Origin of the sequence: Affinundibacterium macrobrachii (assembly GCF_014652415.1) — a bacterium.
GTDB lineage: Bacteria > Pseudomonadota > Gammaproteobacteria > Burkholderiales > Burkholderiaceae_D > Undibacterium > Undibacterium macrobrachii.
Map to the genome: position 1 here is coordinate 526,235 of NZ_BMYT01000003.1, position 24,845 is coordinate 551,079.

Annotated in this window: 20 protein-coding genes; 7 read left to right on the plus strand and 13 right to left on the minus strand. The window is 44.7% G+C overall.

Going from position 1 to position 24,845, the window contains the following annotated elements; translation table 11 throughout:
• Window positions 1-82: 82 nt before the first annotated feature.
• The 6 genes from IE103_RS11130 to IE103_RS11155 form a co-directional block, all read right to left on the minus strand.
• Window positions 83-991, minus strand: coding sequence for an aldo/keto reductase (locus tag IE103_RS11130; RefSeq protein WP_189346173.1), 909 nt, complete (start codon window positions 989-991; stop codon window positions 83-85).
• Between the two features lie 77 nt (window positions 992-1,068).
• A complete protein-coding gene (locus IE103_RS11135) occupies window positions 1,069-2,796 on the minus strand; it encodes a lipoprotein N-acyltransferase Lnb domain-containing protein (RefSeq protein WP_189346174.1) in 1,728 nt (575 codons plus the stop codon).
• Window positions 2,797-2,966: 170 nt separating this feature from the next.
• Window positions 2,967-3,329, minus strand: coding sequence for an adenosine deaminase (locus IE103_RS11140; protein ID WP_189346175.1), 363 nt, complete (start codon window positions 3,327-3,329; stop codon window positions 2,967-2,969).
• Window positions 3,330-3,439: 110 nt separating this feature from the next.
• A complete protein-coding gene (locus IE103_RS11145) occupies window positions 3,440-4,099 on the minus strand; it encodes a DsbA family protein (RefSeq protein WP_189346176.1) in 660 nt (219 codons plus the stop codon).
• Between the two features lie 27 nt (window positions 4,100-4,126).
• Window positions 4,127-5,236, minus strand: a complete 1,110-nt coding sequence (locus IE103_RS11150) for an anhydro-N-acetylmuramic acid kinase (protein ID WP_189346177.1) — start codon at window positions 5,234-5,236, stop codon at window positions 4,127-4,129.
• A gap of 76 nt (window positions 5,237-5,312) precedes the next feature.
• The gene (locus tag IE103_RS11155) at window positions 5,313-6,707 is read right to left on the minus strand and encodes a M23 family metallopeptidase (RefSeq protein WP_189346178.1); all 1,395 of its coding nucleotides are present in this window, start codon (window positions 6,705-6,707) and stop codon (window positions 5,313-5,315) included.
• A gap of 264 nt (window positions 6,708-6,971) precedes the next feature.
• Between IE103_RS11155 and tyrS the strand changes: the two genes are divergently transcribed.
• Genes tyrS through IE103_RS11170 form a run of 3 tightly spaced genes read left to right on the plus strand, consistent with a single transcriptional unit; the run spans window position 6,972 to window position 9,365 of the window.
• Complete coding sequence (gene tyrS / locus IE103_RS11160) at window positions 6,972-8,231, plus strand: tyrosine--tRNA ligase (protein WP_189346179.1); 1,260 nt, start codon at window positions 6,972-6,974, stop codon at window positions 8,229-8,231.
• The gene (gene dtd / locus IE103_RS11165) at window positions 8,228-8,683 is read left to right on the plus strand and encodes a D-aminoacyl-tRNA deacylase (protein ID WP_189346180.1); all 456 of its coding nucleotides are present in this window, start codon (window positions 8,228-8,230) and stop codon (window positions 8,681-8,683) included. Before tyrS ends, dtd begins: the two co-directional genes overlap by 4 nt.
• Before the next feature lie 13 nt (window positions 8,684-8,696).
• The gene (locus IE103_RS11170; protein WP_189346181.1) at window positions 8,697-9,365 is read left to right on the plus strand and encodes a histidine phosphatase family protein; all 669 of its coding nucleotides are present in this window, start codon (window positions 8,697-8,699) and stop codon (window positions 9,363-9,365) included.
• A gap of 150 nt (window positions 9,366-9,515) precedes the next feature.
• Here the strand turns inward: IE103_RS11170 and IE103_RS11175 are convergent, their stop codons facing one another.
• Window positions 9,516-10,883: an amidohydrolase gene (locus IE103_RS11175; protein ID WP_229827231.1), complete on the minus strand. Its 1,368-nt coding sequence runs from the start codon at window positions 10,881-10,883 to the stop codon at window positions 9,516-9,518.
• A 212-nt stretch (window positions 10,884-11,095) separates the two neighbouring features.
• Entirely contained in the window at window positions 11,096-11,935 is an 840-nt protein-coding gene (locus IE103_RS11180; RefSeq protein WP_189346182.1) for a hypothetical protein, read from the minus strand.
• 380 nt (window positions 11,936-12,315) lie between these two features.
• Here IE103_RS11180 and IE103_RS11185 point away from each other — a divergent pair, with 380 nt between their 5' ends.
• The 4 genes from IE103_RS11185 (at window position 12,316) to IE103_RS11200 (ending at window position 18,041) form a co-directional block, all read left to right on the plus strand.
• Window positions 12,316-13,014 carry a FadR/GntR family transcriptional regulator gene (locus IE103_RS11185; RefSeq protein ID WP_189346183.1) on the plus strand — a complete coding sequence of 233 codons (699 nt, stop codon included), beginning with the start codon at window positions 12,316-12,318 and terminating at the stop codon, window positions 13,012-13,014.
• 340 nt (window positions 13,015-13,354) lie between these two features.
• A complete protein-coding gene (locus IE103_RS11190; protein WP_189346184.1) occupies window positions 13,355-14,761 on the plus strand; it encodes a glycoside hydrolase family 88/105 protein in 1,407 nt (468 codons plus the stop codon).
• A gap of 75 nt (window positions 14,762-14,836) precedes the next feature.
• Window positions 14,837-16,123, plus strand: coding sequence for a DUF4861 family protein (locus tag IE103_RS11195; protein WP_229827232.1), 1,287 nt, complete (start codon window positions 14,837-14,839; stop codon window positions 16,121-16,123).
• 70 nt (window positions 16,124-16,193) lie between these two features.
• On the plus strand, window positions 16,194-18,041 hold the full coding sequence (locus IE103_RS11200) for a glycoside hydrolase family 28 protein (protein WP_189346185.1): 1,848 nt from the start codon (window positions 16,194-16,196) through the stop codon (window positions 18,039-18,041).
• A 103-nt stretch (window positions 18,042-18,144) separates the two neighbouring features.
• Here IE103_RS11200 and IE103_RS11205 read toward each other — a convergent pair whose 3' ends face one another.
• From IE103_RS11205 to IE103_RS11225, 5 genes are all read right to left on the minus strand, one after another.
• Window positions 18,145-18,561 (minus strand): sulfite exporter TauE/SafE family protein, encoded by a 417-nt coding sequence (locus tag IE103_RS11205; RefSeq protein ID WP_189346186.1) that lies wholly within the window; start codon window positions 18,559-18,561, stop codon window positions 18,145-18,147.
• A 400-nt stretch (window positions 18,562-18,961) separates the two neighbouring features.
• Window positions 18,962-20,131, minus strand: coding sequence for a serine hydrolase domain-containing protein (locus IE103_RS11210; protein WP_189346187.1), 1,170 nt, complete (start codon window positions 20,129-20,131; stop codon window positions 18,962-18,964).
• Window positions 20,132-20,558: 427 nt separating this feature from the next.
• Window positions 20,559-21,203, minus strand: coding sequence for a hypothetical protein (locus IE103_RS11215; protein WP_189346188.1), 645 nt, complete (start codon window positions 21,201-21,203; stop codon window positions 20,559-20,561).
• 52 nt (window positions 21,204-21,255) lie between these two features.
• The gene (locus tag IE103_RS11220; RefSeq protein WP_189346189.1) at window positions 21,256-22,455 is read right to left on the minus strand and encodes a hypothetical protein; all 1,200 of its coding nucleotides are present in this window, start codon (window positions 22,453-22,455) and stop codon (window positions 21,256-21,258) included.
• Window positions 22,456-23,333: 878 nt separating this feature from the next.
• Window positions 23,334-24,710 carry a pectate lyase family protein gene (locus tag IE103_RS11225; RefSeq protein WP_189346190.1) on the minus strand — a complete coding sequence of 459 codons (1,377 nt, stop codon included), beginning with the start codon at window positions 24,708-24,710 and terminating at the stop codon, window positions 23,334-23,336.
• Between the last annotated feature and the right edge of the window lie 135 nt (window positions 24,711-24,845).

Consider the following 24,845-nt stretch of genomic DNA (forward strand, 5'->3'; position numbering starts at 1 on the left):
CAGCGAGTGTTCTTTTATACGCTGTTTTATTCTTGCTGAAAAGTATTTTTTAATAATTCAGATCGAAAGCCCACACTAATTTTTAGGGCAATTCTGTCCCGCTAGCGGCCCGCCACAAATCAAACCACTGTTCACGACTCAAAGGACAATTCAAGGCCTGCACCGCTTCCGCCAATACTTTTACTCGGCTAGAGCCGGTTAATACCATAGGACGAGAAGGCAATTGTAAAATCCATGCGATGGCAACACATGCAGCAGTAACGCCCAATTCACTGGCAATACGATCCAACTGTGCTTGTAGTTTTTGCGCTTGCTCGCCTTGCTCGCTAAACAAACGTCCACCAGCGAGCGCTGACCAAATCATCGGCGACATACGAAGTCGTTGGCACTGATCAAAGGTTCCATCATAGATAGGCGCGTGATGCAGCAAAGAGCATTCCACTTGATTAGTAACGAGAGGAAAACGCGATGCAAGTAATTCAAACTGTGCCGGGGAAAAATTGGACACGCCAAAATGACTGACTTTGCCAGCTTGCTTCAATTGCGAAAATGCATCTGCAATTTCATCGGCATCCATCAATGGATCAGGACGATGAATCAAGAGCAAGTCAATTTTCTCGAGGCGCATGCTACGCAAAGAATTCTCTGCCGAGGCAATAATATGTGTAGCGCTCGTATTATAAATATGCGCACGTTGATGCGGCCTCTGCGCCGAAGGAAACTGAATCCCGCATTTCGTCACAATCTGAAACTGCTGCCGCAATTGCGGTTCCAAGGCAAATGCTTCGCCCAGCAAAAGTTCGCTTGTATAGTCGCCATAAATGTCTGCTTGGTCTATCGTCGTAATGCCAAGATCTAAAGCTGCATGTAGAAAAGCAACGCGCTCGACAGGCGTCATTTGCCAAGCAGATAAACGCCACAAACCCAAAACAATGCGAGAAAATTCCGGCCCCTGCGGAGCAATTTGCAATCGGGAAGATAATGAAGGCATAGGATTAGCTTATTTAAGTTGAACCAAGTTGATAGCTCGCTCATTATCTTCGATTTTGTTAGCAACAAGCGCAACAACTAGAACATCTTTTTTAAGCTAAATTCAAATTGCGACAGTGTTTTTTCACTTGAACGAATGCGATCAATGCTCAAGTGTAAAGAGACGTCTTTAGATTTGAAATATTTAGACTGGACAAAACGAAAATGCATATGAGATTGATCATTCCCTGCTAGGTCCGATGTCATTACGACAGAAATCCGTGATTTCATATCAAATACTTCACGCAATATAAAGCCTATTTCTGGCTGAGCGTACAATTGCGCCCGCCCTGATTGCCAACGCACACCAAGTCCAAGAAGTGCAAAACTATCCAAATCATTGCCTGCACGATGTGTTATACCAAGCCCACCTTCGATAAATGCTGCTTTATTAGAACGCAGTTGCGCATCATAGTGAGGCGCAACTCCAATACGAAAAGCACCTGAAATACCTCCACTCATTGCATCATAAGGAATCAATGATTTTGCGGAATAAACGGTGAACTGATCGAGTAGTATTTGTCTGCTGCGAAGATCTTTGAGTATCGACACGTCAAACAAAAGTAACTCAGTCTCGCTAAAATACTGACGATTATCATCATCAAGTTGATGCGAAGCTGGAGTTAAGTTCATACGCAAATAAGTTTGCTCATCACGTCGCGTTAAGCCAATCGCGATCTGCGAGTCTTGAGGCGACTCTATCGGATTCTTCTGTTCCAGCACTTGCAAAACATGACTTGGATATTTTTCCTGCAATTCGTGCGAAATCTTTGACTTGAGTGAATTGCTTAGCACCGCTAGTCGTTTGTCTTGAAACTTTGTGGTTTCTGTTTGATAAGCAAGATAAGCTTTCGCCAACTGCAAATGCAGGAAGGCTTGATTCGGTTCCAACTGAGTTACCTCGGGTAGACGCAGGGCATCGATATCTTCTTGAATTGCTTTACTTTGATCAGAAGGTAGTTGCTCACGTAATGCCCGAATCAACCATCGATTTGGTGAAATCAAACGGCTTTGTTCAATTAGATTTAACTTTTCAGCGCGTTTCACCACGTCTTTGGGCGTTAACCAAAATCCGGTATTGTTTAATGGCTCAGTTGCGGCTAGTGACAATACAAAATCAATGACCGTAGCACAGTTATATTTCTGAAAAAAATATACTAGGTCGGTTTGACGCAATTCAATTAAATGCGCCTGTATCAATTCCTTTTGAAAAGCGCTCAATTTAAGAGAGTATTCCCAAATACTACGTTGCTCTTCGCCCAAATAGAGTGCGATCTTCTCTTGATATGGAGATAGACTAAAGTAACCAGTTTTACCAACGACCATGCTTTCATAAAACAACTTGGGGATATTGATGCCGCCTGCATCAGTAAAAAATGAGATCGCATGTTCAAGTGGATTACCATTCGAATCAAGTCCACGCAACTTCAAAAAGATGTGCCCCATCATACTTGAGGGCTGCGCCAAATTTTCAGAAGCAAATGCAAGACTAATTTCTGTTGCTGGCGCACGCGTTTTAAACTCTTGAAACTCCGTGCAATCTTGCAATGACAATTCGGGTAGATCGAGCTGCTGACGCAACCACAAATAACGCGCCGGGAAGCGACATTGCTGATTCCTCTCGCCACCGTAAAGTAATTCTAGCGTCGCATTTAATTCTGCAACCAAGGAAAAAGAATCTGCTGTCAATAAAAATTGACGACTATAAATATTGGGTCGACCATTGCTTACGTGTAGCAGACCTGACCACACAGGGTGTCTAGCCAAATTCTTTTGCTGCGCCAGTTCAAAATATTTGTGCAAGTTTTCTGGTGACTGATGCTGTGCTGCAGCAGGAATGGCTTGACTACACCAGCATCCCAAACAAAAGGAAATTAGAAAACGTAATGAAAAAAAAGCGGCTAGAGAGCCGCTTTTTTTGCTAACGGGAACGCGAATTATTTGCATGAAACAACAACATTCTCTGAATAACGCCACATTTTTTCTGTGGAATAGTCTGTTGTAGAACCGAACGCACCACCGCTGAGGATGTTAATAAAGAACTTTGGATCAACAGATTTCTCTACTGAAGTTTCTTTTGCGCAACCATCGGTTGAAACCAATACCATCTTATTTTTGTTTTCGCGTGTGACATTCACAACTCCTGGTGCTTTAAATGTCGCACCATCAATCGTGCCGCTGATTTCCTTGCCATTTGATGCAGAAACATTAATTGCTTGTGTCTTGTCATTCAAAATAGATGCGCAGCCAGACAAAGCAAATACGGCGAACAAAGAAGTGAATAAAGCTGTCTTTTTCATTAGAGAATTTCCGATCTTTCTAGATATAGTTTTCAAAAAATATGAAGCAATATTATACATCAGACAAGTTTTATTTTGTTTAATATTTTTCTGCATATTTTTTAATCAATTCAACTAAAACCCTGCAAAACTTCTTTGAAATTTCTAGCAATCACTTCAGCCTTTGCATAGCCCGAACTCAACATATGCAAGCCATCTTCTCTAACTAGCAATAGAACTGGAAAACCGCGCACGCCCCACTGTTGGATTTGTTGAAAATGCAGTCGTGTTTCATCCTTACATTCTGCAGAAGAGAGCGTCTCTAAGAAACTATCGTAATCAAAAATTTCCGCTTGCTCGAATCGGTTCAGCGCTTCGACCGCGATCTCTGCAAGTACAGCCTCTTGGGTAATATCCTTTCCCTCTGCATAAAAGGCATGCTGAATCGCTTGAAACACGGCGAAATTGATTTTCGTTGGCATATCTTGCGTCAGCATTTTCGCAGCGACGACGGCACGACATGCAGGTTCCGTATCATAGATAAAATTTGGCTTATTTAAGCCTGTCATATCAAACGGTAAACCGCTCACTTGCTGTACTTTTTCCCAATGCGACAAAATCATATGGCGCTGGTCTGCGTCCATTTTTTGCGTGTTATATGCGCGCAATCCACCCAATACAATATCCAATTCAGCGTCTGGCATATCAGCTAAAAATGTTTGCAACTCCAAACTAAATCCATAGCACCAAGAGCACATTGGGTCGGCGATATAAAGAAACTTGTTTGTCATAATCTGATTCATCGTCTATCAATAAATTTAGGCTGGATATAAAGCGCCGAGAATTCGTGCGCCACGTGCCGCGGTTACTTCGCTCAAGTTAGCCGTCTTTCTTTGCACAAATCGTTGTGCGAGCCAAGCAAACGCAATTGCCTCTACATGATTCGCAGCAATCCCCAAACTATCGGTCTTATCGATCTGTCTGTGCGGCATCCGATTTGCGAGTTGTTGCATCAAGGTTTGATTGTAAGCACCACCGCCACATACATAGACTGTTTGACAGTCTGGTGCGAATTGCGCAATCGCATCGCTAATCGTCGCAGCAGTGAAACTACACAAACTGGCTTGCACATCGACTGGGCTTAATGTGGCAAACTGCGCCAACTTGGCTTGCAGCCACGACAAATGAAAAAGATCTCTTCCGGTGCTTTTTGGTGGCGGCATCTTAAAAAAATCTTCATCACACAAACTCGCAAGCAAACCGTCATGCGTTTGTCCTTGAGCAGCCCACGCACCATCGGCATCGTAAGCAAGTACATGATATTGGTGTATCCAAGCATCCATTAACAAATTACCTGGGCCAGTATCAAATCCTATCGTGCGGCCATCTGCATGCAGTACGCTGATATTGCTAATACCGCCGACATTTAACACCACACGGCACTCGCCCTCTTTGGCAAACATCGCGCGATGAAATGCCGGAACCAAGGGCGCGCCCTGCCCACCCGCCGCGATGTCGCGACTACGAAAATCAGCGATGACATCAATTCCAGTCAACTCCGCTAACAGTGCGGGATTATTCGTTTGTCTAGTAAATCCCAAATCAGGTCGATGCCGAATAGTTTGCCCATGCACACCAATCGCTTTCACTAACACATCTGGGCACTGGCGACATAACGCGTGTACACAGTCAGCGTAAATCCTTACCAATTGATTTGCTAATAAGGCTTCACGTTCTATCTCATTTTCGCCTGACTGCTGCAATTGCATCGCTTGCTGTTTTAACTCGAAAGAAAATTGAATGTGCGCGCTGGCATGCAATTGTAAACTTGCGCCTTCAGCTTCGGGTAAGGAAACCAATACGCCATCAACACCATCCAAGCTCGTTCCTGACATGAGTCCAATATAGTAGGTCGATTTTTCTTGCATAAGCATTCGCTCAAAATAGGTGTTTACAACAAAAAAGCCGAACTAGGTTCGGCTTCGTTGACATGCAAGCTATAGCTTAACGTGCCGCGACCAAAGTTGCGGAATTTCTTTCTGGTCGCAATAAATCAAAACGGTGTGCCATTTCAGCAGCAACTGCTCTGAACTTCGGCAACTCATGCGCCGCCAAAGCAGCTGCACTTTGCACGCTAATGGTATTCGGATCACGCGGCTCATTGTTAACGCGGAACTCATAATGCAAATGTGGTCCAGTTGACCAGCCGGTGGAGCCAACATAACCAATCACTTGACCTTGTGTCACTCGCGTGCCTTTGCGAGCGCCCGGTGCAAAACGGCTCATGTGTGCGTAGGCAGTGCTGTAACCATTCCAATGTTTAATGATCACCATATTGCCATAACCACCTTGTGGCCCAGCGTGTTCGATGGTGCCATCCGCCGATGCGCGGATTGGTGTTCCAGTTGCAGCAGCGAAATCGATGCCAGTATGACGTTTCCACTTACCTGAGATTGGATGCACACGCATAGAAAAACCGGAAGATACGCGAGAGAATTCAAGCGGCGATTTTAAGAAAGCTTTTTTCAATGATTTGCCATCAAAGCTATAGTAACCACCTTCACCAGCACCTTCATCGAACCAAACAGCTTGCGACAATTTGCCAGAATTTTTAAATTCACCAGACAACAAACGTCCGGTCTTCACTAATTCGCCATTGAGCCAGAAAGTTTCGTACACAACGTTGAAATAATCTCCACGTTGCAAACGACGAAAATCGATACTTGTTTCAAACATCTTCACGATTTGATCGGCAACCGCCGCTGGAATCAATGCCTTATCCGTTGCAACGAACAAGGAAGATTGAATATCACCTGAGCGCATTTCAATCCGACGTTCAAGTTGTTCATTCACTTCAGCAGCTTGAAATCCATTTTGATCACGTCGAGTTACGAGCAAAGTCTTAGCACCGTTATCGTTGCCATCCAAACCCACGCGCAACCACTCTAAGGTACCTTCATCGGTGGTCTTTACACGAATCGATTTGCCCGCACGCGCTTGCAATACGCCGCGCGCAACCGGATCAGTTTTTAAAAAATTAGCCGCATTAACATCATCAACGCCTAGGCGCTGCAACAAAGAAGCCAAGGTGTCGCCACGTTGGATTTTTTCTTCTTTGACATAGTGCTGTTGCTGTAACACGATTTTAGAAATTTGCTCATCTAAAGATGGCAAAACCAAATCTTGCGTCACCGTCTTGACGGGAAGATTGGAAGCGTCTGGTGCCAATGGAGCAACACCGACCGCACCCACTGCACATACGGCAAAGAACAAGCCTGTAAAAGGAATCACGCGCGATGCACGCATACCACGTGCATTTGCAATGCTGACTTCAATCAGGGATTTGACTTTAACTTGCGTAGTTGCAGCTAATTGACGGAATTTATCGGATAAACGCATGCAATAAGTTAAAATTGATATTTCGCTGTCAGATCATGAAATCTGGCACCAAATAGCTTGTTTGCAAACCCACTTCTTTTATTTTTATCAATTTATTATTAAAAATGGGGGCGAAAATTAGTCGCCCGATTGTAAAGCAAATGGCGAATAATGCAAGCTAACGATTATGCGAGCGAGCGACTTTTTTCGCTAGTCTTGTTACAAAACTTTTTGACATACTTTGATTCATCTCGAATTCTATTTAATTAATTAGTAAATACCATCATGACTTTGCCACAATCCAATGATAAAGCGCCTAGCGCAACGACTCTTCTGCCACTCTCTGATGCAGTGCAACACGCATTAGCAGTTACCAAACGCGGTGTCGATGAACTATTAATTGAATCTGAATTTGCACAGAAACTAGCTCGCAGTGAAAAAACTGGCAAACCACTGCGCATCAAATTAGGACTTGATCCTACAGCACCTGATTTACACCTAGGTCACACCGTAGTCTTGAACAAGATGCGCCAATTGCAAGATTTGGGGCATACCGTCATTTTCTTGATTGGTGACTTCACTTCAATGATTGGTGATCCATCTGGCCGCAACGCAACTCGCCCGCCATTGACGCGTGAACAAATCGAAGAAAATGCGCAAACTTATTTTAAGCAAGCATCCTTGGTATTAGACCCAAGCAAAACAGAAATTCGCTACAACTCCGAATGGTGTGATCCGCTCGGCTCACGTGGCTTGATTCAATTATCGTCTAAATACACCGTGGCGCGCATGATGGAGCGCGATGACTTCACCAAACGCTTTAAAGCAGGTACGCCGATTTCTGTGCACGAGTTTTTGTATCCCTTGATGCAAGGCTATGACTCTGTCGCTTTGCATGCGGATTTGGAATTGGGCGGAACAGATCAGAAATTCAATCTGTTGGTCGGTCGTGAACTACAAAAAGACTATGGACAAGAGCAACAATGTATTTTGACGATGCCATTACTAGAAGGTTTAGATGGCGTGGAAAAAATGTCCAAATCGAAAAACAACTACATCGCGATTACCGAACCAGCCAACACCATGTTCGCCAAAGTCATGAGTATTTCTGACGAAATGATGTGGCGTTACTATGATTTGCTGTCGTTCTGTTCCTTAGAACAAATCGCGCAATACAAAAAATCTGTCGCAGAAGGGCAAAATCCACGCGACATCAAAGTCGCCATTGCACAAGAAATCGTCACGCGTTTCCACAACAAACAAGCGGCAGAATATGCTTTGGCAGATTTTGTAAATCGATCAAAAGGCGGCATCCCTGACGATATCGCTGAAGTGACTTTAAGCGGCGCACCTATTGGTATTGCACAATTATTGAAACAGGCTAATTTGTGTGCGTCCACTTCAGAAGCGATGCGCATGGTTGATCAAGGTGGTGTGCGTATCGACGGCGCAGTGATCAGCGACAAGCAATTACAAGTACAGGCAGGTACGGTAGTGCTGCAAGTTGGCAAACGTAAATTTGCGAAAGTCACACTGACAGCATGATCGCTTTACTGCAACGCGTCACACATGCCCAAGTCGTCGTCGATGGCGCTACCATAGGCGCGATCGACGCTGGATTGATGGTGCTAGTTTGCGCTGAACGCAATGACACCGAAAAAGATGCTGAGCAATTACTCACACGATTGCTCAGCTATCGCGTATTTTCAGACGATGCTGGCAAAATGAACCGCAGCGTCACTGATGTACAAGGCGGCTTGCTCCTAGTGCCACAATTTACCCTTGCCGCCGATACACAATCTGGTACGCGACCGTCATTCACACCAGCAGCGCCACCTGCACTCGGCAAACAATTATTTGATCACTTTGTCGCGTTGGCAAAACAACGACATGCACGCGTCGAAACAGGCCAATTTGGTGCAGATATGAAAGTCACGCTGACCAATGACGGCCCCGTAACCTTTTGGTTACAAACCAAAGCCAAAGCAGATAAATAAAGTAGAACAATAAGTGCGCACAGAAATTTTACTCATTCGTCACGGCGAAACAGCATGGAACGCTGTACGCAAATTGCAAGGTCACTTAGATATCCCACTCAATGCGGAGGGGCAACGTCAAGCCAAAGCACTTGCCGCCGGATTGCAGCATGAAGCGCTGGCCGCCATCATCTCTAGCGATTTACAGCGTGCAATGCAAACGGCTGGCGAGATCGCCCGCTTACAAGGCATACCGACCAAAATCGATGCAGCATTGCGCGAACGCTGCTTTGGTGATTTTGAAGGAAAGCTATACAGCGAACTACCTGAACTTTATCCAGATGAGTACGCGCAATGGCGCGCGCGCGATCCTGATTTTCATTTTCCTGCCAAACAAGACGATCGCAACAATGTTGGTGAGAGCATACGAGAATTTCAGCATCGAACCATCGATGCAATTTCGCACTATGCAGCCCAATATCAAGGCAAGAAAATCGCCATCGTTGCCCACGGCGGCGTACTCGAATGCGCCTATCGTGCTGCGATGAAGCTGCCACTGAATGCCGAACGGACCATTACCATTTACAACGCTAGCATCAATCGCTTTTCTTTCGAAAACGGTGAGCTCTCACTCATCGACTGGGGTGATGTTACTCATCTAGGAAATGCAATTCTGGACGAAATTGCAGGCGATACTAAATAAGCCTTCAACAAATCAATGAGCGATTTGCAAGGCACTCCTATCTTATAATCGCTATTATCGGCAACTCAGACTAAGCTTTGACCATAGCTTTTAGAAAAAACAAAGGCGGTATGTCAACCGCCTTATGAAGTTACATCAAAATCAGTTCAATTACTTCTTCAACAAATCCAACAAAGCAATCACACTCGCTTCAACGCCTGCCCGTACTGCTGGTTCAGGTGTGATTTTAAATAAAGGACTGTGATGACCTGGCACGGCTGGGCCGCCTTTGCTTTCTCTTTCAAAATCTTCTTTTGGGGTGCCACCGATTGAAAAATACACGCTAGGGATGTACGGTTCACTCACGAAGAAAGGAAAGTCTTCCGCACCCATGCCGTCACGCATTTTCGGTGTTGCGAAGGCGTCTTTGCCTAGCTTCTCTGTCCAGACTTTTTTCAAATGCTGGGTCAGTGGAATGTCGTTCAAGGTCGGAGGTGTTGGCGTATCGACTTCGACCACTTCGGGCAATAAATTTTCTGGTAAACCTGCTGCGCGCGCGGTATTGAGCGCGACACGTTTAATTGCAGACAATAATAGAGCGCGTGTTTCTTTGCTTTCGCTGCGCACACTTAATTGCAACTTCGCTTGGTCTGAAATAATGTTGGACTTCGTACCCGAATGGAAGGAGCCAACAGTGATCACTGCTGGTTCACGCGGCGCCACTTCGCGCGTGACAATGGTCTGTAGCGCTAAAACAATTTGCGAACCGATGACAACCGGATCTTTACCCAAATGGGGATAGGCGCCATGTGTACCAATACCGTGTACGGTGATCTCCACTGTATCGACACCAGAATATGGCGAGCCTTCTTCGGCGACGATCTTGCCAGCTTCTGAGCCAGAATCAACATGGAACGCTAAAGCATATTTGGGTTGCCCAAAACGTTTCCAAATTTGATCTTTCATCATCGCCGCTGCACCACCAACCCGCTCTTCGGCTGGCTGTCCAATCAACATCAAAGTGCCTGACCACTGTTGCTTACGTGCAGCCATTTGTACTGCGGTCCCAACTAAACTGGTGATATGCACATCATGACCACAAGCATGCATCACATGCTGCATTTTTCCATCTGGATCTTTTTGCTGTACTTTCGACGCATACGGCAAACCCGATTTTTCTTCTAAAGGCAAACCATCCATATCTGCACGTAACATCACCAATGGTCCCGCGCCATTTTTTAATATGGCAACCACGCCGGTCTTACCAACACCCTCAGTCACTTCAAAACCAGCGGCACGCAATTCCTTTGCCAGACGTGCCGCAGTATTGGTTTCCATAAACGAAAGCTCAGGATTTTGGTGGAAGTACTCAAATAAGGGCTTCAACTGCGATTGATAATTTTTTGCAATTGCCGTTTTGAGTTCACTATCCGCCGCGTATGCAGATTGTGCAAACGCCCCCATCATCGCCACGGCGACTCCGATTGATCGCAAATTGAATTTCAAGCTTGATCGAATAAGTTGCTTAGTTGGTTTCAAGTGCATCTCCATAAGTTAATCATCGGCATCGAGTTTCCATTGTGCACGATTCATTTTAAACAGAGGATTTTTATGAAGACTTCGTCACGCAATCTGACGCTGATACAACAAGCCTTATTGAAAACAAAATAGTTAGAACTAAATAATGGACGCCGCTACCTATATTCGTTGCCAAAACTAAGCCTGTCAGCGCCAAGCGAGAATCAATAGATTCACCGTTGTTGAATTTGTCTACTATATGCATACGCCATCAAAGCATAACCAAGTATCGGTCCTGCACCAAAACCCAATAACGGCATAGGGGTAAGTTGTAAAAATGCACAAATATCGATCACAAGATAGTACAAGGCAGGCAGATAGAATGTGGTGTGTTGATGTCGTCGTCCAATCCAAATTAAAGAGATGGGGACAATTGCCAGCACCAACAACAATATTGCAGCAATACTCAAATGCATAGTCGCGCCTAACTGAATCACGCCTTCTACATACGACACGGGTTGTAAAGGATCGGGCTGCGCAGACGACAAAATACTTGCCGCTAACAAGGTAATGATGCATGTCAGTTTTATCACCGTCCTATTATCCGTGCGCATAATCGATATAAGTCCAATCAATGCGACAGCCAAACTTTGCGACGCATCAGGTTGCCAAGCCAAAGCCGCAGCAATGACCGGATAGAAAAATATCCAAATTTGAGCTTGCGTATTTCTTTGATGAATCAGATTTTCTAGAAGTAAAACGAGTAAGGGTAAGACGCAAGCAGCAATGTAGAGACGAAAGCCTCCCAGCACTAACCACCGTTGCGGATCGGGACTTGATCCGAGTACTGGTGGTAAAAAAAGTAGCAGACCCAAAAATAGAATTAGATAGATCTGCCATTTCGTCGACACCGCAACAAAGTTTCGTCTTGACATTGCGTAGGCAAGACCCAGAGCGAACACACTGACTACGACTTGTTGTATCCACACAAACCTGCTAACACCGACAAACTGCATCAAGACGATACTCATCAACAAAGCCGGAATCGGTGCAAAAAAAAGTAAAGATCGCATATTTCGAGAAAAAGAAGAGTTATATAGCATTATTCGTTGCGTCAGACTTACACGTCTTTAGACATCACACTTAATTCTCAGTTCTGTGTATTTAGGTTTGAGCTATCGATGCATTCGTCTAGATAAAGCAAAAAAAGCTAATCAATTTGACGAGCTGATTATATTGATTCCACGACACTCGAAGTTGCGTTTATTAATTAAATTTATCTTTTACCTTAGAACTTGTTAGCATGTGCAATAACAACAGCCTCTCAGGTTTATACAATGCAATCAATACATTCACCGCTTGCGGCATTGGACAGACCAATTTAGAATAAACCTTGTCTGCTTGACTTCACTTTTCACGCTTTTCTTCACGCTCTTCACCATATCGACACTCAATGAAAAAAGTTGCTGCTGCATTAGAAAATATCGCGCCAGAACCACGCTTATATCGCGTTGTCTCTAACCGCATCCAACAACTGATCAAGGACGAAAATATCGCAGCCGGAGAGCGTCTTCCATCTGAACGCGATTTAGCTAGCAAGCTTAATGTCAGTCGTGCCTCACTACGAGAAGCCTTAATTGCCTTAGAACTAGGTGGAATTGTTGAAGTGCGTGGTGGCTCAGGTGTCTATGTCAGTGAACAAGCGAAAGCGGATAAGGATGTGCCAGAAGGTGGTCCAGGTCCGTTTGAAGTGTTGTCTGCACGTCGCTTAATTGAATCTGAAGTTGCCGCCATCGCGGCAAAGAATGCGACCGATTCTGCAATTGATGCCATCCTAAAAGCGGTGTTAGAGATGGAACGTCATCACGACAATCGCAACGAAAATGAAATGGCAGATCGCAACTTCCATCTGGCGATTGCACGTGCGACCGGCAATAGTGCTTTAGTTGGGGTGATCGAATATTTATGGAATCAACGCGGTAGCTTGTGGCACAAGTTAAAAGAACATTTTCAAACCGAAGAGTTACGCAAACAAACACTGCTTGATCATCGTGCGATCTTAGAAGCGATCGCAGCGCATGATGCCAATGGCGCAAAACAGGCGATGCGCGCCCATCTTGATCGAGTCAGCCGGACTTTTTCACGCGGATAAATTTTCGCGTATTCTTCTTAAATTTCGCCCAACAAACGACCAGCTACTAGCTGGTCGTTTGCTTATGTGGGTTTATGTAAGCTTATGTCGACCTATATTGACCTGAATTGACATAAATAAGATAACTCGTCTCGCTAAACGCCTCACAAACTTGATGTGTAAGCATGTGAATGTAATAAAGTCACATCCTTAGTTATCATTATTTTCAAATAAAAATACGACATTCGGCTAGTCCACATTGCATATTTGGTCTTACCACATTAAAATGGTCTGACCAAATTTAAGCTATTGCAATTAAAGTATTCGATCACGATCAACTCAAAATCATAAAGAGACCGCTATGAAACTTCAGACTACCTTGCTCTGCTCCTTACTTTGCTCGTGCTTGTTGAGCGATATTGCACTGGCCGACAAACAGTATAGAAATCCAGACAATCCTAATTTGACGGATAAAGGCGAAGGAACGTATCCGATCCCGTATAAAAAACCCGTGATTAAAGAAATTACGGACTCCTTACATCAGATTCGTAACTATCTCGAATCAACTACGCCAACGCGAGTAATTAATAAATCGACTGGCGCGCCGATTAGCGATTTTAAAAAGCCAATTAAAGAAGCGATCTTTGAACCGAGCAAAGGTGACTACGGCATCATGGTGTATGAGATGGGCGTGGTGCATTCTGGCTTATTGAAAGCGCGCGCCGCAACGGATGACAAAAGCTTCACCAATATGACCGAGCGTCACTTCCGCTTCTTCGCTGACACCATGCCTTATTTCAAGGCGCAAGAAGCGCAATTCCATTTGGAACGCGCAAATAGTTTTTCTCGTTTTCTAGACCCGCGTTCGTTAGACGATAGTGGCTCGATGTGTGCTGCGCTTATTCGCGCACGCTTGGCCAACGTTGGGCCAGATTTAAAGCACATGATCGACATCTGCGGCAACTGGGTTTCAAAACAGCAGTTCCGTTTAGCAGATGGCACACTCGCGCGCAAACGTCCACAGGCGGTTTCCTTATGGGCAGATGATATGTACATGAGCATTCCGGCACTTGCCGAATTAGGTCGACTCACCGGCGACAATGCCTACTTCGACGATGCGGTAAACAATGTGCTGCAAATGTCCGCGTATATGTTTAATGCGCAACGCGGTTTATACACACATGGTTGGAATGAGAACAATCCAGATGCACCACGCTTCTATTGGGCGCGTGCGAATGGTTGGGCGGTATTGGCGATGTCGGATCTGCTCGACGTACTACCGAAAAATCATCCTGGTTATCCTAAAGTACTGAATCAATTGCGTGCCAGCTTGAAGGGAATTGCCGAGCTTCAATCCGGCAAAGGTTTATGGCATCAAATGTTAGACCGCAATGATTCCTATCTCGAAACGTCAGCGAGCGCAATGTTTGTGTATGCGATTGCGCATGCGGTCAATCAAGGCTGGATTAGTCCAAGTACTTGGGGCTCTATCGCGCAAGCTGGTTGGATAGGTTTATCAACACGGATCACCGACAAAGGCGAGATTGAAGGAATCTGCGTTGGCACTACCTTCGCTAGCGATCACGCGTACTACTACAATCGTCCGACCAGCGTCGAAGCGTTGCATGGCTATGGACCGATGTTGATGGCTGGAGCCGAAGTCATACAAATGTTAAAGAATCCAGCGTTTAACATTGAACACAAGGTCAGAACTTATCACTACGTGCCGACGGGTGCTGCAAAAACCGATTATCGCGAGCATCACTAATACAAACAGCAAGCGCAGAATCGAAACGATACCAACACGGCCTAAACCTAAACAATTCAGTGATAGGAACGAGACATGCTTACAACTAGCCACCACAAGACACATTCATCGGGTAAGCGTCATGCACAATTCAAGCTTAGAGCAACTACACTGGCATTGTGTCTGATGCCAGCAATCGGTCTAGCTCAAGATAAATTCAAAGTAACGGTAACTCATCAGCTAGCTGATGCGCGTCCTTCAGAAACTATTACGATTCCATGGGCGCAAGTGAATCAATATTTGCCAGGTGCGTTGATACAGAAAATCGCAATCAAAGATCAACACGGCAAAGTATTGCCACATCAGGTCACCAATATTGCGCCACAAGCCAAAGACCCGCAGGGAATTGGTATCGCTTATGGTGAACTGATCTTCCAACATCACTTTGCGGCAGGTGAAAAACAAGCAAGCTTTACGATAGAAAAAATCGATACTGTCGCGCCCGTGTTTGAGACAAAAACCTTCGCAAGACAGATACCAGAGCGGCTCGATGACTTTGCTTGGGAAACCGATAAAATTGCGCACCGCACCTATGGCCCTGCATTAGCAGCGCCCGCACCTCCTGGCGTGACCAAGGAAGTATTAGTCACCAGCGGTATCGATATTTGGTTTAAACGCGTGCCCTATCCTATCGTAGATCGCTGGTATAACAAAGGACACGATCATTATCATAAAGACGAAGGCGAAGGTCTGGATATGTATAACGTCGGTCGCTCTCGCGGATGCGGTGGCACTGGCATTTGGGACGGCAAACAACTACATACCAGTATCAATTATGCGCAGTGGAAAATACTCGCGAATGGTCCAATCCGCACCATCTTTGAACTGAGTTACCAAAGCTGGGATGCGGCAGGCGTTGCCGTTACTGAAACCAAACGCTTCACGATTGATGCAGGCCATTATCTCGACAAAATTGAGAGTACGTTCCAATTCAATGCATCAACTGCCAATCCTCAACTTATTGCCGCTGTTGGTCTCAATAAAACACCGTCCGACAAAGGTCAACAAGCCAAGATTCAAGTCGAAAAAGATCAAGCATCATCTTCTTTATCACAATGGATAGAACAATCGAGCAACGGTGCGATTGGCACCGCAATTATTCTTCCAGGTGCGGATGCTTATAGCGAAGATAGTCTCAATCATCTGATCTTGAAACCTGTCACCAGCGGTCAAAAAATGACTTACTACGCAGGCGCAATTTGGGAGCGCTGGGGCGATGTTAAAACACAAGAAGCTTGGTTGGATTACATAAACAAAATGGCGGCACGCTATCGTGATCCGGTCAAAGTAAGCTTAAGTTCGATCAGCAATCAAACGCGTTAATGCTGACCAGATTTTAATTTAATCATCTAAACACGAACATCAATTTTTGACCCAAATCATCGAGCACATCATGCCAACCCATCAAACAATCAACCAACAGCGTCGTTCATTACTGCGCTACTCTAGCGCTGCTAGCCTATTCGGCTTATCGACACTTCCTACGCTGAGCCAAGCGACGAGCAATCCTGTAAAACACGATCCGTGGAAACATGCAGAACAAATTATTGCGCAGTTTACTAAGCCAATTAAATTTGCCAAGCGCGATTTTCTGATTACACAATTTGGCGCAAAGACGTGCGAACTGCAAAATATCAACGGCCAAGTTGCATCAGATACCGAAGGTGCAATCGAGGGTGTTATTCCAACACCTCAGACTGGCTCAGCAGATTGCTATCAAGCGATTAACCAAGCAATCATCGCTTGCAATAAAGCCGGCGGTGGACGCGTTGTGATCCCTGCTGGGAATTGGTACTGTGCAGGACCAATACGTTTACGCTCAAACGTTCATCTACATCTAGCTGCGAATGCACACGTCTTCTTTAGTGCCAATCCCGCTGACTACGCCAAATATGGCGATGTCGATTGCGGCAAAAATGGCAAGCTCGTGATCTCTCGTTGGCAAGGCAATGATTGCCTCAATTACTCGCCAATGATTTATGCCTACAACGAAAAAAATATTGCGATTACAGGCGAAGATTGGAGCAGTATTTTCGATGGTCAAGGCGGCACGCCTTTTGAAGATGGTTCTGGCAATTGGTGGGATTGGAAAGGTCGCAAGAATCCTAAAAAGCCGATCCAATTTTCAGAAGTGAATGTGAATGCAAATAACCCAGAAAATCTAGATCAGCTTGCGCCAAACTTAAGCGAAGATGCTAAAAAATTGGTGCAAGGCATAGGCGATAAATGGCGTACTGATTCACGCTTTCTACCGGTATTGTCCGAACTGGGCATTCCAACCTCGCGCAGAATATTTGGTATTGGACATTATTTACGTCCGAGCATGATTGAATTGATCGGCTGTCATAACGTGCTATTACAGGGTTACAAAATACAAGCCGCACCGTTCTGGCTGCATCATCCTGTCAAGTGTCGCAAAGTACACATCAACAAAGTCAATATGGATAGCATGGGACCCAACAGTGATGGTTTTGATCCCGAATCTTGCGATACTGTTTTGATCGAAAACTGCACCTTTAATACCGGTGATGATTGTATCGCGATCAAATCTGGCAAAAACCGCGACACGCAATTTGGTCCAACGCGTAACATTGTCGTGCAACACTGCGTAATGAATAGCGGTCACGGTGCAGTCACTTTAGGTAGTGAGATGGCGGCAGGTATTGAGTATATCTATGCGCAACATTTGGATTTCCGCAATATGAATTGGGACCATGATCCTTTAAATACGGCAATTCGAATGAAGACCAATATGAATCGGGGCGGTTTTCTACGTCACTTCTATGTACGCGATGTGAGTATTCCGAATGGCGTCAAAACCATGCCCGCGTTTTATAAACCTTTGCCAAATTCATTGATTGCACCGCAGTCGGTTCCGTCAACAGCGGGCGCGGTTATCACCATTGATTGTGATTACGCGCCAGCGGATGACAGCGTGCGTATCCGCCCACCTGTAATATCTGAAATCCACGTCTCTGATATTAAAGTTGGCACTGTCAATATCGGTGGAGGAAATTACTCGAGTTATCAAGCATTTGTTTTGCTAGGACCAGTCGCTTCCAGCTACAACGGCAAAACCAAGCAAGCGATCTTGCCGATACAAAATGTCAGCATCAGCAATTGCGACTTTGGTACCGTGCGCAATGACAAAGCACCGTGGTTCTTACATCATGTGCAGAATCTGCAATTGCGTAACATCACAATCAATGGAAAATCTTATTCAGAAACGATTTCGACTTAAGCTGGACTGGCGCTAAATCGATGCTGATTTGAAGCTAAATTAAAACTAATTTAGATCTAAGGCAAGCGAGTCATTGCTCAAACAATGACTCGCAAAATATGCCTCATAATTGAAGCGCATCGTAGAGTAACTTGAGTCCTGAAATACCCAATAAGCTAGTAGCCAGCGAATAAAAATAACGCTCTGGAATAATCTTCAATACATACAAGCCCAGCCACACTCCCAAGGGCGCAAAAATCGCCAAACTTGCAGCAATCTTCCAACTATCTAGCGTGAAAAATCCCATTGCGGCATAGGGTAATAATTTACCCGCATTGAGCACTGTAAAAAATACCGCGGTGGTGGCGACGAAAGTTTGCTTTGCCAAGTTTCTCGCCATCAAATACACCAGAATCGGTGGGCCACCAGCATGAGCAACCGTGCTGGTGATTCCAGAGATGATGGCACACAGACGTGCGAATTTTTTTCCAGGTAAATCATGCCAATGTAGTCGCTGACGTAACTGAAAAATTCTGTTCATCAAATTGGACGCAAAGGGGTACTGCGATGCTTATGGAGTAGCGGCGCTACTCAGGCGAAAACAGCAACAGCATTTTTCTCCAGAACCACATTGGTGACTGGTGCGGTTCACGCAACAGCAAGACAAAGCAAAAGGCTTGAAGGCATTTTGAGTTGCATGTGTGATGGCGTTATAGAAAAATTTTTATCGCGGTAATTTGCGTGTACTTGGTTCGACTACTCGACTATCGGGGGACTTATGAGTGACTCCATGCTTGTTGCAATTGGATAATGGAAGAATGGGGAATTTAGCGCTTTCCTCAGCCGCGCAACGACCATATTGAGACACTTAACTGCACTCCCCACGATACCGTGAGCTCATCACTGGGACATTGAAACAGCCCCCCGTTACTACCTAAATATTACTGTTTGGCTGCTTTATCTGCTTGAATCTTCATTTGCACTGCATGCTTCCAAAGCGTCTCGAAGATATTATAGAAGTGTCCAGATTCTTCGTCATGCATTGAGGTATTTGTAAACAGAATCACACCGATTTCCTTGTTTGGATCTGCCAGCATGATTGTTCTCACTCCGGGATCGGATCCGTTATGCCCAATCCTGGTGGTGTCGTGCTTCGTGGCCCAGAAAATTCCAGAATTAACCGAGTCTTCCCCTTGAATGTTGACGTTGTCTGGCTTATTTGCACTCGTGTACTGGAACCTGAGCATCTCGTCGACTGACTTCTGCTCAAGCATTCGTGTCCCTTCATATTTGCCATCATTCAGCAACGCGATAAAGAACTTGGAGAGGTCGGATACCGAGGTGCGGACGCCACCTTCTGGATATGTCGTTATCCCGTATTGAGGAATAGGAATGCGGAGGCCTTGCGAGACGTACAGCCGTGCATGCTTCGCAGGCAATATTTCAGATAAGAACCAGCCAGAGTTTTTCATTCGCAGAGGGGCAAAGATGTGACGCTTGGTATAGGTATTGAGCTTCTCGCCGACAACAACCTCGACGATGTAGCCAGCCAGCGCAGCTCCGATATTCGAGTACTCGCGGGACGTCCCCGGTTTGGCCTTTAGGAAGTTGTCGCTCGAATAGTATTTACCGTTGCGCGCGAAGTAGCCCCGCAAAAACTCTCCAAGGGCTTCCGGGGAGTCACCTCCGAAGTGATACACGCGTTCGTAGACCGACGGTCTATCTGTGATTCCCGAGGTGTGGGTAGCCAGTTGCCTGAGTGTGATAGGCTCGCTCGGATGGTGGGGATTAATGACTTTGAAAGGCAGGTAGGAATTGATGTTTTCATCAAGAGAGACTTTCCCCTCTTGCACCGCTCGCATCAACGCTACGCCAGTAAAAGTCTTACTGATTGATCCGATATTCATAATCGTATCGGGAGTGAATGCTATCGCGCGTTCCTTATCGGCGAAGCCATATCCCTTCATCCAAACTACTTTCTTGTTCACGATGATGGCGCCACCAACTCCAACCATCCCTCCTTCTTTGATTCGTTGCCCGACAATGGAATCGATTTGAGCGTTCACATCTTCAGATTGCGTTCTAGTCTTAACACCTCCATCTGACGACATGCTTGTTTTCATTGCGAAGCTATTACACGCCGACAGTAGCAATACCACTAAGGAAAAAAAAGATAAGACATACCTTGAACGTTTAGTAGACATCGCCCACCCTTAAAATAGTAAAAAAGAATTCGCACTATACATGTCAACATACTTTTGAGACTTCAGAAATATTTATTTAAAATGTATAGAAAATGTATGCTTCTAACATAATCAGGTATTAACCTCTCGGGACATGAGATGCTTCCTCGCCCCTTTTGCTCTGTTGTTGAAGGGGATCGGGTTTTTGAGGTTGGTTGTGCCGTAATTGTAGGCGACGATGCCAGGTTGATCCGTGATGCGAGTTACCCTGTTGGGTCGTCGTAGATTTGTTTGTCCTTACCCCCTATTTGCAGACTCTTATGGACTCTTCACACATTTAATTTGCCCTATTCTTTCAAGTTTCTCGTACTCCCATACATTTATAGAGCGCAGCTTTAGCCTTAAGAGTACCCTCAAAATTTAAAGTTAATACCGATTTGCCATCTAAAAGAAGTTCTACTTTACTTTTATCTTCGGCAGCTTTTAAAGTTGCCTCCATTTTTACAGGTATGATCAATGCGTTTCCTATGTGGAAAAATGGAAACTTTCCCGTTTCACCATTCACACGCATGGTAACCTCGACCTTTTTCATCTCTCCTTTATTTTCAGGAATGCTGCCTCCCCTGTACACTATACTGGACATAGCATCCTTTCCTATTCCCCAGTTATAGAACATGCCTCCCGAATCAAGCTCCACATATGCTGCCATGCAGCGCGGTCCTATTTCAACCTTCTTCCCGTCATATAACACCCAAACACTGTCATCACGCGCCTCATAAATTAACTCTGGATCAGACAAGCCTGGCATCGAAGGCACTGGCATATCATACATTCCTTTGTACTTCATCTTGCTTGTTGGTACTCCTGATGCTCCAAACAATATATTTGGCAGCCCTACATTAGCTTCTTGTGGATTTGCCCATGCAGCAGAACTTGCATTTGGTAGACATAAGTTTATTGCAGCCAACAACAAAATTTGTCGTGAAATTTTTTTGTACATCTAATTTCTCCTCCTTTTTCTTCCTTTGATTGTCTAAATTTTAAATACTTGCTTACTTAGCAGAAGCATTTTGTGGAGTCTTAATTAAATCTTGACACGCATTACCACCGGCACGAATATCACTTGTCGAGGTACTGATACGAACATCTGCCACCCTGAAAGTGTGTTTTTTATCCTTAGCTAAAACAAAATCCACATCGCAACTTCTCAAAACACCACTCTCAATCACTTGTCCTGTTGATCTATTTTGCAAAAAAGCACGGTTATCAAAACTTTGACTGTAACGCCTAAAACGCAATTGGTCAGCTTCGCTAAACAATCCTGCCCCCATTCGCATAATAAGTAGTTCTTCAGTTTGACCTTGCCAAATCATGATGGCAGAAGATTCTGTATTACTTAACTCTCTTGAACCACGGATTTTTAAAGCATATTTGGCAAATGCATCGTCGATATGTTTTTTTTCAATTTCAGGCAAATATTCCTCTTCAATTCGCGACTTCAATGTATTCATCTTTTCGCTAATTGAACCTAATTGCTTTGCTCTTTCATCAATCTCTGCTTTTGTCAGCACTCGATCTGCTGGGCTAACTGGCTTAACGCTCCCCTCCCATAACATCTTCCATGTAAACGCAGTAAGTGCGGGCGCTGTAGCATCAACATCAACCACATGAATTGGTGCTTGAAAGCCAAGCAATTTGAGTTTCTGATTAAAGTCTTCTTTATTAAAATGATTGTTCTTAATAGCATTCACCACTGCTTTAGAAACTTGATTTTGTTCATGTTCCAGACACGCAACTTTTTGCGTTTGCAACATTACATGACTGCCAATTGAAGAAAACTCTGTTTCGGGAATCGCCTCACCGTTAAGTGTTCGACGAATAAAATTCACACTATTATCTGCCACTCGTACTTGCACAGGGTCAGTCGCATTCGGAACATTAGCAAAGACTTTACCCAGATGATCTTTCTTATGATGACACACGAATTGTAAACGCATGATTGACCATTCTGGCTGTGGTTCAGCTTCATAGACAATGTACATGGTAATTTGACTAACGTATGTCGATGCAAACAAATCCTTCATATTGACAGGCGTTCTAGAAAGCACGTTTGATCCAACATAATAGGCAACACGCTCTCCTTTTTTACCTTCCATGCTAACCAAATAGGTAAATTCAGCAAAGGCCAAATTAGACATCGAAAGAAAAACCGTTAATAACCATGAAGTTCTGAAAAATTTTATGTATCGCATCGTAGCCTCACATGATTAACGTATATATGAATCGTACTACCTAGTTTTAGAAAAATTCAGCGAAACAATCCACTCACCAACACAAAAAAACATTTTCTGGGTAGCATGCGCTATTCAAGAGAAATGTTTTGCCTTCTTATCGAGCTTGTCTTCGCCACACTACGTTTTTCAAAATACCAAAATCTGGTCAAGTAATGATCGCCCCCAATTGGAACATTGAAACAATTTAGGTAAACGGCAGCTAGAGCGTGTTGCAGCTTCGGACTGCCAATTTGGTAAGACGATTACTTGCTAGCTCGTTCATTGAAGCACTCTCGTCAAGTCGCATTTTTACGTCACTTAGGGGAAAGTTTTTTTGTTGAAGTTGAATAAATTAAATTTCCTCCGATAAAGCCAGTGGTTTATTACTTGGGCGCCTCAAAGCCCCTAGTACACAGTAATCCTCCTACAGCCCAATCTTCATTTGACGCCGAATATTTCGGCGGTACACTCAGACAAACATGGGCACGACCCGCCATCAAATGCCGTCAACCACCTTACACTCTCTTTGCTGCGCTGATTCTCGGAATATCTCACTGAAATGCTGACAGAACGTTCCATGAGTCACCTTCCTTCTGCATTGAACTTTCCCTTATTTTGATAGGGACTAAAGTTTCAAACTGACCGTCGAGTAGATTAAATCTTGGTAAGCCCCCCCATCAGAGCCGAGGGAATTGCCTTATGTATTTAAAGTAAACACTAATTACACAAATATATTACTTTATTAAATTCTATTTTATTTAACCATTTAAAAAAACTCAAGCCGAAAAATGCACCGTCACTAGCCACAGAATGGAAGCGTGGCCTAAGTTTCCCCCAAATCTATTGTCGCGTTGTCTTCACTTGCGATTCAATCTAGGCAACCATTTCCGAGTATCCCAATCGTCTTCAGAAAAACCTAACTGCACTTCTTTAGAATAAGGATAAGCACTGACCTCACGCTCATCATTGATGATAGTGCCGCGCCCTTCTGCGATGTAGTAAATCACGCGCGTATCATCCTTATCTCTATCCCAAGGACGGGCACCTGCATATCGTAGTAATTCCGACTCGACCATTCTTGCATCGAGTACCTTAAGGTCTTGCGGCCAGTCGATAGGCTTTGATTGTAAAAGTAGCTGGGCTCGCGTCTCACCATAGCGCCCGAATAGCGGGAGTTGATTACCAAACTGATCGACCGCGATATTATCTTTCGCAAAGTAAGCGAGATCACCATCCCCACCCAACATCATCAATGGTAAAGCTTTCTTGGTTGACATTCCACCTCGCAACACATTCGCGACCACATTCAGCCTACCTGTTTGATATGGATGATCGCCCCATTCCAATGCCATCAAGTTGTAATGAATCGCTTTTGACCTTGGGTTGTAAATCAAGTTATTCGCAATGGTCGCGCTGGCGCCGCCTTTTAACAGAGGATTACGTTCTACGTTATGCGCCCATATATTGCGATAAAAAATCACATTCGTCACATTGTCATGAACTAAGCTTCCTTTTGAATGTTCGCCCTTTGCGTGTGTCGATTCTGCCAAACCTTCTGCTGCAAGATTATTTGAAAACAAAATGTGATGACTGGTTGCATTGCGCCATTCTTCTGGCGTATTCCCTTTAAACCGAGGACCAGATACCGACATGTTTTCATCGATGGCCCAACTCATACTACAGTGATCAATAATCACATGGTGTGCCGCTGAAATATTTAAACCATCAACTTCCCAGCCACTTGCTTTGGCCTGCCCGTCGGCACCAGTGCGGATACGAAGATGCTGAATAATCACATGCGAGGCACGAATATTGATGCCACCGCGAATCAGTGTAATGCCTGGTGAGGGCGCGGTTTGCCCAGCAATCGTCACGAAACCTTCGTTGACTTGCAATACACTGCGCTCTAAATCGATCACACCGGCAACTTCGAAGACGATGGTTCTAGCTCCCTTGGTTTCTAGCGCTGCACGTAAGTAACCTATACCTTCTTTTCGTAAGTTCGTCACACGAATAATCTTGCCGCCTTGCCCTCCTTTTACTTCATCTAACCAAGCAATATCATTCGGATGCGCGTAGTTTTTATGCAGAGCATCGATATCACTTGCCTTACCGCTGACGACAATGAACAGATTAATGAGGATGGCGAGTAGCGCCAGAGAAATAAAACGATCAAGCCGTAAACCAAGTCCTTGTCGATTAAAAAAATTGCCAGTCATTTCACGCATCATCATTCGCATTCCATCGGTTCTCAGTGATACTGCAAACAACTAGCATCACCGCTTTTCTTACCAAAAAAAATAGCGCAACTTAACGAGGGAGTCTTGTTAAGTTGCGCTATCGTCTACTGCACACGATGATCAATCAAA